Origin of the sequence: Rhodococcus sp. 21391, assembly GCF_016772255.1 — a bacterium.
Classification (GTDB): Bacteria; Actinomycetota; Actinomycetes; order Mycobacteriales; family Mycobacteriaceae; genus Rhodococcus_F; species Rhodococcus_F opacus.
The window spans coordinates 7,146,058-7,158,111 of the sequence record NZ_CP063781.1; the positions used below are offsets into that span (position 1 = coordinate 7,146,058).

Here is a 12,054-nt window from a genome sequence, read left to right on the forward strand (position 1 = left end):
TGCGGGCAATGCCTTTCAGCAGCAGCTGGTGCTGCCGGTGTCGGTGGGGGAGCAGCAGGATCCGGCGTCGGTGGTGTCGGTGAGCCCGAGCATGGTGATGCCGGCCGGTGCGCCCGCGTCCGGGGTGTCGGTGCCGATGCCGGCCCACTTGGCGAGCTGGGTGCGGTCGGGGTAGCGGCCGGTCAGCGCGGTGACACCGTCGACGAGCACCAGGGGCAGTCCTTCGGATCCCGAGACCTGGAGGAACGCCTTGACGGGTTCGCGCTCGGCGAAGGCGAGCGGTTCGCTGGCCAGGTTGAACCGGGCGATGTCCCCGCCCTGGGAGCGGACCCAGTCCATGTCGGCGGAGAAGGTGACCAGACCCTGGTCGACGTCGTCGCCGCAGACGCCGGTGTTGCAGCACAGGGCGGGTTCGAAAATTTCGATGGTGCTCATGGTGTTCTCCTCGGCCGATCTCAGGACTGGTGGGTGGCGCGGAGTTGGGCGGCGAGCTGATTCACGCGGGCGGCGATGTCGTCGCGGACCAGCCGCATCCGCTCGATCCCGTCGATGCCGCGCTCGGACGGCTCAATGGTGTCCCAGTTCTCGAACCGGGTGCCGTCCACCGGGTCGACGTGGGCCTCGCGGCCGAGGGTGACGACCACATCGACATCGCGGACCAATTGCGGGTCGATCAGTGTCGGGGTCTCACCAGAGATGTCCATTCCGACCTCGAGCAGCGACTCCGCCGAGAGGGCGTTCACGCTGTTGCCGGGTTTGGTGCCGGCCGAATACACCTCGACCGCGTCACCGGCGGCCTTGCGCATCAGTCCGGCGGCCATCTGCGACTTGCCGCCGTTCTTCACGCACACGAACAACACGGAGGGCCTGCTCATCGTCTCGTCTCCGTCTCTCAGGCGGTGGCGGGGACGAGTTCGGCGATCAGCGCCTCGACCCGGCTCCGGATTTCGTCGCGGATCGGACGGACCGCGTCGACGCCCTTGCCGGCCGGGTCCTCGAGCGCCCAGTCGCGGTAGCTGACCCCGGGGAAGACGGGGCAGGCGTCGCCGCAGCCCATGGTGATCACCACGTCGGAGGTCTGCACGGCGTCCGGGGTGAGGATCTTCGGGGACTGGGCGGAGATGTCGATCCCGATCTCGGCCATGGCCTCGACGGCGGCGGAGTTGATTGTTGCGGCCGGGGCGGACCCGGCGGAGCGGACCTCGACCCGGTCACCGGCGAGGTGGGAGAGGAATCCGGCGGCCATCTGGGAGCGGCCGGCGTTGTGGACGCAGACGAACAACACGCTCGAGGTGGTGGACATGAAGAAGTCCTTTCGGTGGAACGGGAACGGAAGTCGGTGGGGCCCGACACCGACCGGTTCGGTCAGGCTGGGACGGTGGTGAGCTCGCGCAGCAGCTGGCGAACCCGGGTGCCGAGGTAGTGCGGGTGATCCGCGACGGGGTGGGTGTGTACCTTCGCGGTGCGCCGCAGCGCGGTGTAGGACTCAAAGACGTACCGCTCCAACGTCTGTGGGGAGAAGACGCCGGTGTACTTGGCGGCCAGGTACTCGGCGGTGCGGGAGAGCACGGCTTGGGGCATCAGCAGTTCCGGTTGCGCCCGGTGGATCTGGGAACGCAGTTCCTCATCGAGCGGATCGGGCATCAGGACTCCTTCGTCACTGCTGCAGATGGGGTTGCGGGGGTGTCGGTGAAACCAGCGGAATGCGAGAACCGTGTGCGCAGCGCCAGGGATACGTAGACCAGGCCCACGAGGACGGGGACCTCGATCAGTGGTCCGACGACACCGGCCAGGGCCTGCCCGGAGGTGGCGCCGTAGGTGGCGATGGCGACGGCGATGGCGAGTTCGAAGTTGTTGCCCGCGGCGGTGAACGCCAACGTGGTGGTGCGCTCGTACCCGAGGCCCATGACGGCGCCGAGGGCGTAGCCGCCGCCCCACATGATCGCGAAATAGGCGAGAAGCGGGAGCGCGATCCGGACGACGTCCCACGGCTGGGAGGTGATCTGCTCACCTTGGAGAGCGAAGAGGATCACGATCGTGAACAGCAGGCCGTACAGCGCCCAGGGCCCGATCTTCGGGATGAACTTGGTTTCGTACCAGGTGCGACCCTTGGCTTTTACGCCGAAGCGGCGGGTGAGGTAGCCGGCGAGCAGGGGGATGCCCAGGAAGATGAGCACCGACTTCGCGATCTGCCACGGCGAGGTGTCGATGGTGGTCTGCTCGAGGCCGAGCCAGCCGGGCAGCACGGACAGGTAGAACCAGCCGAGCACGGCGAACATGATCACCTGGAACACCGAGTTGATCGCGACCAACACGGCGGCGGCCTCGCGGTCACCGCAGGCGAGGTCGTTCCAGATGATGACCATGGCGATGCAGCGGGCCAGGCCGACGATGATCAGCCCGGTGCGGTACTCGGCCAGATCCGGCAGCAGCAACCAGGCCAGGGCGAACATCAGGGCGGGTCCGAGCACCCAGTTCAGCACCAGTGATCCGATGAGCAGTTTGCGGTCGCCGGTGACGGTGTCGAGTCGGTCGTAGCGGACCTTGGCGAGCACCGGGTACATCATGATCAGCAGGCCGAGGGCGATCGGCAACGAGATGCCGTCGATCTCCACCGCGGACAGGGCATCCCCGAGCCCGGGAATCATCCGGCCGAGGAGCAGTCCGGCGACCATGGCGACGCCGATCCACACCGGCAGGAACCGGTCCAGGGTGGAAAGTTTGCCGACGACGGCGGGGTGTTCGGTGGTCGAGACCTCGCTCATGCCGGAACCTCCGTGGAGGTGCAGGTCTCGGATGGGACGACCGGTCCGCTCTCGGTCAGCAGCACAGCAGACAGTTGCTGCAGTGCCGACGGGATCACCCAGTAGTACACCCAGGTGCCGCGACGCTCGCAGTCCAGCAGTCCGGCGGCGCGGAGAACCTTCAGATGATGTGAGATCGTCGGCTGCGACAGGTCGAACGACTCGGAGATGTCGCACACGCAGGCCTCACCACCGGCGTGGCTGGCGATCAGGCTCAGCAGGCGCAGGCGTACCGGATCGCCGAGCGCCTTGAACATCCGGGCCAGATCCCCGGCCCAGTCCTCGGTCAAGGGTTCACGTACCAGCGGCGAGCAGCACGCGCCACCGTCCGACGATTCCTGATTCGACATACGTCGATATTGACATATGTCGAATCAGGGTGCAACGCGTAGGACGGCCGGGGCGCGGATCCGGCCGAGCGTGTACTACTCGGCACGTCCGGACGGGAAGTGCACCGACCCGTCATTTCCGATGCAACCACCCTGGACGGGGCCGCTGCCGAAGAAGACGCCGTTGAGTTGCCCGCTGCCTCCGGGGGGATTCGATCCGACTCCCGCGCCGCCGACGCCGATCGCCCCGCACTGGTAGCTGTTGTTGTCCATGGGGTGGTCGTTGTGGACGTGAAGCTGTGTGCCGGGGGTGTTCGGGTCTCCATGAAATGCCGGTGCCGCCGTCGCGACACCCGAACCGAGCGCAAAAAAGGCGGCGATCGCAGCCGATGTAATCGCCGTGCGCAATGCGAACGTGTTCATCTGATGTCACCTTTGATTCGATTGTCGCCCGGCTTCTCACCGGTCGATGATTCTCGGGTTACACATGATTTCGGTGTATCCGTTTTCCAGATGAAACAATTATGGTCCGAGCCGTTGGCGGAAATCACCCCTTCGAGCGGCTTATCGGTGTTTCCAGCGCGACGTCCGCGGCCGCTCGCCGTCGCCGACGAAGCCCTGGTTGTGACCGCGTGCGTGCCGCCGCACCGAAACCACGTGACCCCGAGGGGTTCACGTGGGAGTTCCGGACGACCGCTAGCGTTGGAGTGCCCGACATCCGTACGTCCGAGGGGAAACTGCCACGCATGACCGGTGACGAGATTTCGGAAGGCAACGACGCGCACCCGACCGCGACGCCACAGTTGCGCCGCCGGTTGGGGGTGTTCGACTCGGTGATGATCGGCCTCGGGTCGATGATCGGGGCGGGGATCTTCGCCGCGCTGGGGCCTGCCGCCTCCGCCGCCGGAGGCGCGCTGCTCGTCGGGTTGGCCGTGGCCGCGGTGATCGCGTACTGCAATGCCCACTCCTCGGCCCGGCTCGCGGCGCTGTACCCGCAATCCGGTGGAACCTACGTCTACGGTCGCGAACGCCTGGGACCGTTCTTCGGATATCTGGCGGGCTGGGGTTTCGTGGTCGGCAAGACCGCCTCGTGTGCCGCGATGGCCCTGACCGTCGGCGCCTACGCCTGGCCCGGCCGCGAGCATCTCGTCGCGGTCGTCGCCGTCGCCGTCATCACCGCGGTGAACTACCTGGGTGTGCAGAAGTCCGCGCTGGTCACCCGGGTCATCGTGTTCGTGGTGCTCGCCGTCCTCGCCGTGGTCGTCGTCGTGTGCCTGACCGGTTCCGACACCGGCTTCGACGGCCTCGCGATCACCTCGGGTCACGGAGTGGCCGGAGTCCTGCAGGCCGCCGGCCTGCTGTTCTTCGCGTTCGCCGGGTACGCCCGGATCGCCACGCTCGGCGAGGAGGTGAAGGACCCGGCCCGGACCATCTCCCGGGCGATCCCCATCGCTCTGGCGATCACACTCGTCGTGTACCTGTGCGTCGCGGTCGCCGTCCTGCAGGCTCTCGGCGCCGACGCACTCGCTGCCGCGACGGATCCACTCGCGCAGGCCGTTGCCGCTGTGGGGTTCGGCGGCCTCGAGCCGGTGGTCCGGGTGGCTGCGGTGGTCGCGGCGCTCGGCTCACTGCTCGCCCTGATCCTCGGGGTGTCACGGACCACGTTCGCGATGGCACGGGACGGCCATCTGCCACGTCTGCTCGACGCCGTCCACCCCCGGTTCGCGGTGCCCTATCGGGCCGAGTTGGCCGTCGGTGTGGTGGTGGCCCTCCTCGCCGCGACCGCGGATCTGCGCGGCGTCATCGGGTTCTCCTCGTTCGCGGTGCTGGTCTACTACCTGATCGCCAACGCATCGGCCTGGACCCTGTCTGCGAAACCGTGGTCGCGGCTGGTGGCCGTCGTCGGCGCCGTCGGATGTGTCGTTCTCGCCGCGTTCCTCCCCCTGGCCTCGGTGATCTCGGGCGTGATCGTCCTCGGAGTCGGGGCCGCGATCTACGGGATCCGTTCGTCCCGCCGGGCCTGACTGTCGCGAATGTACTGCGACCCCGCACAGCATTTCGACAATCTTCCGACGGCAATTCGCCTCGGGCAGTCGTCTCGCGTGGGAGTCTTCAACGACTATCCCAGCGCCGGGAGAAGGTGAGAATGTTCGTCCTGGTCCGGCATTCCCATGCGGGCGAGAAGAAACAGTGGCACGGCCCCGACGTCGAGCGTCCGCTGAGCCCGCTCGGGCATGAGCAGGCCCACGGCCTCGTCGCGGCGCTGAGCGACATCGAGATCGAGACACTGCTGTCGAGTCCCACTACCCGTTGTCGCCAGACCCTGCTGCCGCTCGCGCAGGCGCGCGGTCTGCCAATTCGCGACGAACCGCTGCTGGCACCGGACGCACCCCCCGATGAACTGTTCGCCGTGCTACACAGACCCGACGCCGACCGGGCGGTTTTCTGCACCCACGGGGAGATCCTCAACGCGCTGGCCGAGTTCGCGCAGTCGCGTGGAATACCGGGCCTCCCTCCCTCGGGCGCGACCGCGAAAGGGGGCGTGTGGTTCGTCGACTGCGGTGCAGGTCCGCCTCCGGCGCTGCGGTACCTCGCGCCGATTCCGACCGGCTGACCTCGACTTCTAGGCCGACGCGAGCCGGGCGGCGTCCTCCCGTGCCTGCCGCGCATTCTGCAGTTCCAGGCCGTACAACAGGCCGAACGTGAAACCGTTCTCGCCCGGTGTCGTGCCGGCGCGGGCACCGAGCGTCCGGAGCGTCTCCGCGGCGACGACGCTGTCCTGGTGCTCGCCGAGGACTGTCTGCATCTTCTTGAACCGTGCCGCCTTCTTCTTTGCCGACTTTCTCCCCAGAATCGGTGTGGCCAGTTCGGCGGCGTAGCGGGCCCGTTTGGCGGCTTTCCGCGCGCGGTGCAGGGCGGCCTCGTCGTCGTCGGCAGTCGCGGTGGCGACGCGTGTGAGCGCTTTGCGTTCGGCTTTCCGCACCAACTTGTCGATCACGCGGGGATCGTCGCCGGCCTCGGCAGTCAGCGGTGGCGTGGTGCGCCACCGCGCCAGCGTGGCCAACAGCGCACGGTAGCGGTCACCGTCGAGGGCTTCCATTACGTCCTTCGTACGACGGAGTTGCTCGGCGAGCAGATCGTTCTCGATGCGCGCGGCGACCGGGCCCATCACCAGTTCGGAAGGCAGGGCCGCGAGGGCGTCCGCGAAGCGTGCGCGTTGCACCTGCCGATCCCGCACCTCCCAGAGCAACCCGGCGTACCACGACAGTTCCGCGTCGAGTTCTGCCCGCGCGGTCTGATCGAACAGGCGCCCGAATACCCGTAGCGTACTGCGGAAACGCCGGATTCCCACGCGGGTGGGATGGACCGGGTCCAGTCCACGACGCAACCACACGTCGCCGGCCACGATCGCCTGGACCTGGGCATCCAGGTAGTCGACGAGCACCGCTTCCACTGTCGTCCGGGTCGTGTCGCCGCCGTAAACCGCGAGGTGCGCGGCGCTGAGCACCCGGCTGAGCTTCGACGGATACCGCGACGGCTGCGCTCCCCGGCGGGTGAGGCGTTTACCGATCTTCCCGAGCAGTTTCTCGTCCCCGGCATCGCCGAGTTCGACCTCCACCTCCCGCCACTCGCTCAGGACTGCGCGATCGCCGGCGACGGCACCGCGCACGCTGTCGTCGGCCACTTCCGCCAGCAGACGGTCGTCCCGGTCGAGGAGTCGCTGCGTGCGTCGCACGGTTTTCAGCGTCGCCACCGGGTGCACGGGTTTGCCCAGTGCGACACCCGCAATCATGGTCGCCAACTCGTCGGGAACCGCGTCACTCTCGCCCGGAGGCATCCGAATCTCGGTGCGGGCTTTGTCGGCGGGGACCTTCAATTGCCATCCCACATCGGCATCCCCGCTCCGGCGGCGGAACGTGATCTTCTGACGGAGCAGATCGCGGTCATCCGTGTCGAAGTAGACGCTGTTCAGATTGACCGTGCCCTGCTCGATCCGGCCCCCGGCAGGTATTACGTCCTCGAGATCCGGCAGGACGAAATCGAGCCCCACCTCGTACTTGTCTTCCCGCTCGCGCTGCGTCGACACCATGGATCCAGTCTGCACCCCCAACGGCCGTCCCGATCTCCGGCGCGCGATCGGCGCGGAGAGCAGTTGATCTGTCAGCGGTGCAATTGTCGATCGCACCTCGTCGCCGGAGCCGCGCGTTGCGAAAATCTGTCCGCAACTAGTTCTTTCACACGGCCCATCGGGTCGCCCGCATTCCCAGTGCCCTGACCGTGCTCGGTCTTCCAGAGGGGGATGACTCCGCATGTGCACACCGAACAGGCATCACGACCTCGCGCACCCCGCACAGGGACGCGACTGGATAACGAGGGCTCGGTGTCGAGAAGGAGACCCGGATCGGCTTTTCGTCACTGGCGCCGCGCAACGCAACGCCGCCGCACTGTGCCGGCACTGTCCGGTGCTGATCGAATGCAGTGTGTACGCACTCGACAATCGAATCGAATTCGGCATCTGGGCTGGGATGACGGAACGTCAGCGCCGGGCACTACTCGTGGCGTATCTCGGGGTCCGCTGGTCCGAGCGGTTCACGAACCCTCCACCTGTCGGGTGAGGAATGATCGAGCCAACCCGACGAACCGGGAGAATAGCTCTCACTCGGCCAGGTAGAGAGCCACCCGGAAGTATCGGGAATCGTGACGGAAGGTCGGTGTGGTGACGCCGTACCGCTCGATGAACTCGTGTTGTTCGACGAATCGAAGGTCACCGGACGTGCCGGGCGTCGAGTACTGCCGATTCGGCATGCGCCACGTGCCCGTGTCGGGTACGTTCCACAGCTGCACGGTGTCGGGCAACGGTTTCCAGCCGTGGTCGGTGTGCAGTTCGAGGTTCGCGACGACCTCGATCGTCGCGACTACTCCGTTCACGGACCGGATGGGCTGAGGGGAGAACCCCGGGTACCTGTCGACGTGGAAGACTCCTCGGGCGGCACCATTCGGTCGAATCTCGACCTCCTCGGCCAGTGATCGAAGCTCGGCGGGAAGCTGCTGCTCGTCGAGCCACGAGAGGGCGGTGGTCACGGTGTCACCCGGGTGCCAGACGGAGTCCACGGAGACAGGCTCGTCGTCGACGAAGACCGTGAGCATCTGGGGCGAGGCATGTTCGGGCATCGTCAGACCCCGCGCAGTAGGCGGACCGATGGGCGAAGCCATCGGGTGGGGGATTAACTTGCAGCAGACGATACGCGCCTGCGGCATCGGTTCGGCCGCCGCTGCTGCACTGAACGCGGCAGCGGCGCCGGCGGAGGGCCGTCCGATCGATGCGAATCAGTACGGCAAAGACGAGCAGCTGGGGCGGTCGACGACGGCCTGACCCTCGCAGAGCATGGCCTTCTCGTCGTCGAAACGGTCGCGCCGATCGCGGTCGCGGGCATCGCGGTCCGACTGCGAGACCACTGCGACATCGGTCCCCGACGAGGCGGGCATGGCGTGCGCGATTCCGGCGGCGCCGGTGACAGAGAAAGCAACCGCGGCGAACATCAGGCCGGCGCGAATGGCGGTGTGGCGAAACATGCGGAGTCCTTGGTGGTGTGTGGTCGAGCATTCCTTGGCCACAACAACACTGCCGTCCGGACGTGCGGTTCGACAGACACCCTAGGGTGCGTGTTGCCCACCCCTGTGCGCTGACGCGCCCGTGAGTACTTGTTAACCGCCCGCGGTTAACAAGTACTCACATCCCCGCCGCGAGCGCGCGGCTCGTGTGGGCATGTGCCAATGTGCCCTGACGGCCCGCCGCAGACTGCGCCCCTCTTTCGGGTGTCATTCGAACGTATGACACCGGGCGAGCAGGATGTCTCAGCACAGGTTCGAACTCCAACCGGTCGCACCCTCCGCGTCGGACTGGGATTGGCGGATGCACGCGCGCTGCCGGTCCATGGACACCGAGCTCTTCTTTCCGTGCGAGGGTGAAGGGCAGGGCGCACGCATTCGTCGAGAACGAGCCGCGAAGCATGTCTGCGAGCCCTGCTCGGTCCGGACCGAGTGCCGAAATCACGCACTGATCACCTGTGAACAATTCGGCGTCTGGGGCGGCACGACGGAGAAGGACCGCCGGCATCTTCGACCGCCGCGACGCGGTCGATACCGCTCATGACTGAGGATGTCCGCGGCGTCAGCGCTCGCCGCGTATCGGCTCAACGCTGGTCCGCGCGCAGCGCGGTTCGGAGTCCCGCGCGCCGTCCGGTGCCTCCGTCCGCGGGCGTGGTGGATGCTGTGCGGAATTTCAGTTCGGACGCGGTCTCGGGAGCATCATCGGCGGTCGCGGACAGAAACCGGTCCGGGAGCGCCAGCTTGTGGATGGTGCGCAGGGTCAAAAGGTATTGCTTGGCAAGCGAACCGGTGGTGTAGGGCAGATCGTACTTCTCACACAGTGCGCGGACCCGCGTCGCGATTTCCGGGTAGCGGTTGCTGGGGAGGTCGGGGAACAGGTGGTGCTCGATCTGGTAGCAGAGGTTGCCGCTGAGGAATGCCAGCACGGCGCCGGCTCGGAAGTTTGCGGTGCCGAGCATCTGGCGTAGATACCATTCCGCCCGGGTCTCGTTCTCCAGTTCGGCGGGTGTGAACTTCTCGGCGCCGTCCGGGAAGTGACCGCAGAAGATCACGACGTAGGCCCACAGGTTTCGCAGCAGGTTGGCGGCGAGGTTCGCCTTCAGCGTCCGCCGCCACCGCCGCCCGCTGAGGGCGGGAAAGAGCACGTAGTCCTTGCCCGTCTGCCGCACGATTTTGCCGAGCAGGGCTCGTGTGTGGGCAGATTTCTCGGTGCCTGTGCCGGCGCGCGCCTGCTCGGAATACAGACCGTGCAGGGCTATTCCCCATTCGAACGTGGCCGCCAGCAACAGGTTCCGCAGCGGTTGCAGCAGATTGTCCGGCTTCCACGGCTGGTCGCGGGTGATGCGGATGACGCCGAATCCGAGGTCGTCGTCCATCCCGACCACGTTGCTGAACACGTGGTGGCGATAGTTGTGGGAGTACTGCCACTGGGACGACAGACCCGCCATGTCCCATTCCCAGGTGCTGGAGTGGATTTCCGGGTCGTTCATCCAGTCCCACTGGCCGTGGGACACGTTGTGCCCGATCTCCATGTTCTCCACGCTCTTGGCCACAGCGAGAGCCGTGGTCCCGAGAACCCACCCGGCTCGCGCCCGGCTTGCGTGGATCACCAGCCGCGCAGCGGCATCCAGCCCGCGCTGGAAGGCGATCGTTCGGTGGATGTAGGTGGCGTCTCGCTCGCCGAGTGAATCGGTGACGTCCCGCCTGATGGCGTCGAGTTCGGCACTGAGCGCCTCGACGTCCGCGTCGGTGAGGTGTGCGTATTCCTTGATGTCGGATATCGCCATGATCGACTCCAGTTTCCGGTACCACCCCGGATCGGCTGTGCGTCAGTAGTAGTGGCTTCCGGGAATGATCATGATGACGGCCTGATACCGGGACGGGGCTGAGTGTCGGGCAGTGTGCAGTGCGGGTCAGTGTTTGAAAATGTTCTTGATCTTCTGCCCTGCCTGCTTGATCTGGTCGCCGGATTGCTTGAGCTTGCCTTTGGTTTCCTGTGCGCGTCCTTCGGCCTCCATGCGCTCGTTTCCGAGTGCCTTCCCGACGGTCTTCTTGGCGACGCCTTCAGTGGTTTCAGCCTTGTGTCGAAGCTTCTTTCCGATGCTCATAACCAAGTCAACGCCGGACGCGACCCTCATGTCAACACTGTATATCTACGGTTTAGGCCTACAGTTGGAAATGAGGGAAGGTGTCGTGATGGCGAAGGTGCCCGAGCGTCGTTCGATCCACTCCGACGGTGGCCCGATCACGCGTGCGCGGATTCTCGAGTGCGCGCTCGAGATCATCGACCGTGACGGAATCGACGGGCTGTCCATGCGCCGCCTCGGTAAGGCACTCGGCCGCGACCCGATGACCCTGTACCGCCACGCCCCGAACAAGGCCGCACTTCTCGACGGGGTCGTCGAGCTCGTCCTCGAAGAACTCGAGGTCGATACCGACGACGGCGACTGGGCCACCCAGCTACGGGAGGTCGCGCGGGGGTTCCGCCGGTTGGCCCTCGCCCATCCTCAGGTGGTGCCGTTACTGGTGACCCGGCCGCTGTCGACGCCGCTCGGGCTCAGGCCGCTCGGCACCCTGCGTCCCCTCGAGAACATCCTGGGCCTGCTCACCAAGGCGGGTTTCACCGACGCCGATGCCTTGCACGTCTATCGGGCGTTGTTCGGCTTCCTCTACGGCCACGTCCTCAACGAGCTGCAGGAACTCGTCGAGCGTCCCGACGAGTCCGACGACCTTCTGCGCCTCGGCCTTCACCGCCTGCCGATCGGCGAGTTCCCTCTACTCCGGGGTCTGGCGCCGGTCCTGGCGTCCTACGACGGCGCCGCCGAACTCGAACGCGGAGTTGACATCCTCCTCGCGGGCCTGACCGCGACGCTGACGCAGCCCGGCCCTCCTCCCGGCCGGTGATATAGAGCGCTGGAACATCGAATCGAGCAGGCCGATGGTGCTGATATCGCACCCATCGGGCCGAAGAGTCGAGATAGGGTTGGCTCGTTCGTCATTCTCTACAGCCGATTTTTTACGGGTGAGAGGAGCGACCTGTGCAGTACATGCTGTTGATCTACAACTGTGAACGGCCCGAACAGGGCGATCCGGGTTTCGCCGATGCGAGTGCCCGGGTGAACGCCTTCGCCGACGAGTGCCGCCGCGGCGTCTTCTTCTCCGGGCATCCGCTGCAGCCGGAACGCACCGCCACCACCGTCAGCGTTCGGGACGGTCGGTCGCTGATCACCGACGGCCCCTTCGCCGAGACGCACGAACACCTCGGCGGCGCCTATGTCCTCGACTGCCGCAATCTGGACGAAGCCCTGGAG

The 12,054-nt window shown here is 66.5% G+C and carries 17 protein-coding genes and 1 pseudogene; 6 read left to right on the top strand and 12 right to left on the bottom strand.

Annotated elements, in window-relative coordinates; all coding sequences use genetic code 11:
• Positions 1 to 15: 15 nt before the first annotated feature.
• The 7 genes from arsD to GO592_RS33150 form a co-directional block, all read right to left on the bottom strand.
• Positions 16 to 435, bottom strand: a complete 420-nt coding sequence (arsD, locus tag GO592_RS33120) for an arsenite efflux transporter metallochaperone ArsD (RefSeq protein WP_007299869.1) — start codon at positions 433 to 435, stop codon at positions 16 to 18.
• Between the two features lie 20 nt (positions 436 to 455).
• Positions 456 to 875 carry an arsenate-mycothiol transferase ArsC gene (locus tag GO592_RS33125; RefSeq protein ID WP_039952588.1) on the bottom strand — a complete coding sequence of 140 codons (420 nt, stop codon included), beginning with the start codon at positions 873 to 875 and terminating at the stop codon, positions 456 to 458.
• A 17-nt stretch (positions 876 to 892) separates the two neighbouring features.
• Positions 893 to 1,303: an arsenate reductase ArsC gene (locus GO592_RS33130; RefSeq protein ID WP_007299871.1), complete on the bottom strand. Its 411-nt coding sequence runs from the start codon at positions 1,301 to 1,303 to the stop codon at positions 893 to 895.
• 62 nt (positions 1,304 to 1,365) lie between these two features.
• Entirely contained in the window at positions 1,366 to 1,644 is a 279-nt protein-coding gene (locus GO592_RS33135; RefSeq protein ID WP_007299872.1) for a hypothetical protein, read from the bottom strand.
• Positions 1,644 to 2,765 (bottom strand): ACR3 family arsenite efflux transporter, encoded by a 1,122-nt coding sequence (arsB, locus tag GO592_RS33140; RefSeq protein ID WP_007299873.1) that lies wholly within the window; start codon positions 2,763 to 2,765, stop codon positions 1,644 to 1,646. The genes GO592_RS33135 and arsB overlap by 1 nt, the downstream gene beginning before the upstream one ends.
• Positions 2,762 to 3,154 (bottom strand): ArsR/SmtB family transcription factor, encoded by a 393-nt coding sequence (locus tag GO592_RS33145; protein WP_005567964.1) that lies wholly within the window; start codon positions 3,152 to 3,154, stop codon positions 2,762 to 2,764. The genes arsB and GO592_RS33145 overlap by 4 nt, the downstream gene beginning before the upstream one ends.
• A gap of 75 nt (positions 3,155 to 3,229) precedes the next feature.
• Positions 3,230 to 3,556, bottom strand: a complete 327-nt coding sequence (locus GO592_RS33150; RefSeq protein ID WP_005567965.1) for a hypothetical protein — start codon at positions 3,554 to 3,556, stop codon at positions 3,230 to 3,232.
• A gap of 323 nt (positions 3,557 to 3,879) precedes the next feature.
• Here GO592_RS33150 and GO592_RS33155 point away from each other — a divergent pair, with 323 nt between their 5' ends.
• Complete coding sequence (locus GO592_RS33155; protein WP_172651973.1) at positions 3,880 to 5,157, top strand: APC family permease; 1,278 nt, start codon at positions 3,880 to 3,882, stop codon at positions 5,155 to 5,157.
• Between the two features lie 122 nt (positions 5,158 to 5,279).
• Positions 5,280 to 5,747: a SixA phosphatase family protein gene (locus GO592_RS33160; protein ID WP_007299875.1), complete on the top strand. Its 468-nt coding sequence runs from the start codon at positions 5,280 to 5,282 to the stop codon at positions 5,745 to 5,747.
• 9 nt (positions 5,748 to 5,756) lie between these two features.
• Here the strand turns inward: GO592_RS33160 and GO592_RS33165 are convergent, their stop codons facing one another.
• The gene (locus GO592_RS33165) at positions 5,757 to 7,223 is read right to left on the bottom strand and encodes a CYTH and CHAD domain-containing protein (protein WP_007299876.1); all 1,467 of its coding nucleotides are present in this window, start codon (positions 7,221 to 7,223) and stop codon (positions 5,757 to 5,759) included.
• A 220-nt stretch (positions 7,224 to 7,443) separates the two neighbouring features.
• On the opposite strand from GO592_RS33165, the gene GO592_RS33170 reads away from it, so the two are divergent.
• A complete protein-coding gene (locus tag GO592_RS33170; RefSeq protein WP_039952589.1) occupies positions 7,444 to 7,749 on the top strand; it encodes a WhiB family transcriptional regulator in 306 nt (101 codons plus the stop codon).
• A 40-nt stretch (positions 7,750 to 7,789) separates the two neighbouring features.
• On the opposite strand, the gene GO592_RS33175 is transcribed toward GO592_RS33170, so the two are convergent.
• Positions 7,790 to 8,347, bottom strand: a complete 558-nt coding sequence (locus GO592_RS33175; protein WP_039952591.1) for a hypothetical protein — start codon at positions 8,345 to 8,347, stop codon at positions 7,790 to 7,792.
• A 114-nt stretch (positions 8,348 to 8,461) separates the two neighbouring features.
• Entirely contained in the window at positions 8,462 to 8,707 is a 246-nt protein-coding gene (locus tag GO592_RS33180) for a hypothetical protein (RefSeq protein ID WP_007299879.1), read from the bottom strand.
• Between the two features lie 340 nt (positions 8,708 to 9,047).
• Here GO592_RS33180 and GO592_RS33185 point away from each other — a divergent pair, with 340 nt between their 5' ends.
• A complete protein-coding gene (locus GO592_RS33185; RefSeq protein WP_272943292.1) occupies positions 9,048 to 9,287 on the top strand; it encodes a WhiB family transcriptional regulator in 240 nt (79 codons plus the stop codon).
• Positions 9,288 to 9,327: 40 nt separating this feature from the next.
• Here the strand turns inward: GO592_RS33185 and GO592_RS33190 are convergent, their stop codons facing one another.
• Positions 9,328 to 10,530, bottom strand: a complete 1,203-nt coding sequence (locus tag GO592_RS33190) for a fatty acid desaturase family protein (RefSeq protein WP_005568000.1) — start codon at positions 10,528 to 10,530, stop codon at positions 9,328 to 9,330.
• Between the two features lie 126 nt (positions 10,531 to 10,656).
• The gene (locus GO592_RS33195) at positions 10,657 to 10,851 is read right to left on the bottom strand and encodes a CsbD family protein (protein WP_005254699.1); all 195 of its coding nucleotides are present in this window, start codon (positions 10,849 to 10,851) and stop codon (positions 10,657 to 10,659) included.
• An 88-nt stretch (positions 10,852 to 10,939) separates the two neighbouring features.
• Between GO592_RS33195 and GO592_RS33200 the strand changes: the two genes are divergently transcribed.
• Together GO592_RS33200 and GO592_RS33205 are read left to right on the top strand one after the other, a co-directional pair.
• A complete protein-coding gene (locus tag GO592_RS33200) occupies positions 10,940 to 11,647 on the top strand; it encodes a TetR/AcrR family transcriptional regulator C-terminal domain-containing protein (RefSeq protein ID WP_007299881.1) in 708 nt (235 codons plus the stop codon).
• 143 nt (positions 11,648 to 11,790) lie between these two features.
• Positions 11,791 to 12,054: pseudogene (locus tag GO592_RS33205) on the top strand (YciI family protein); the annotation flags it as partial.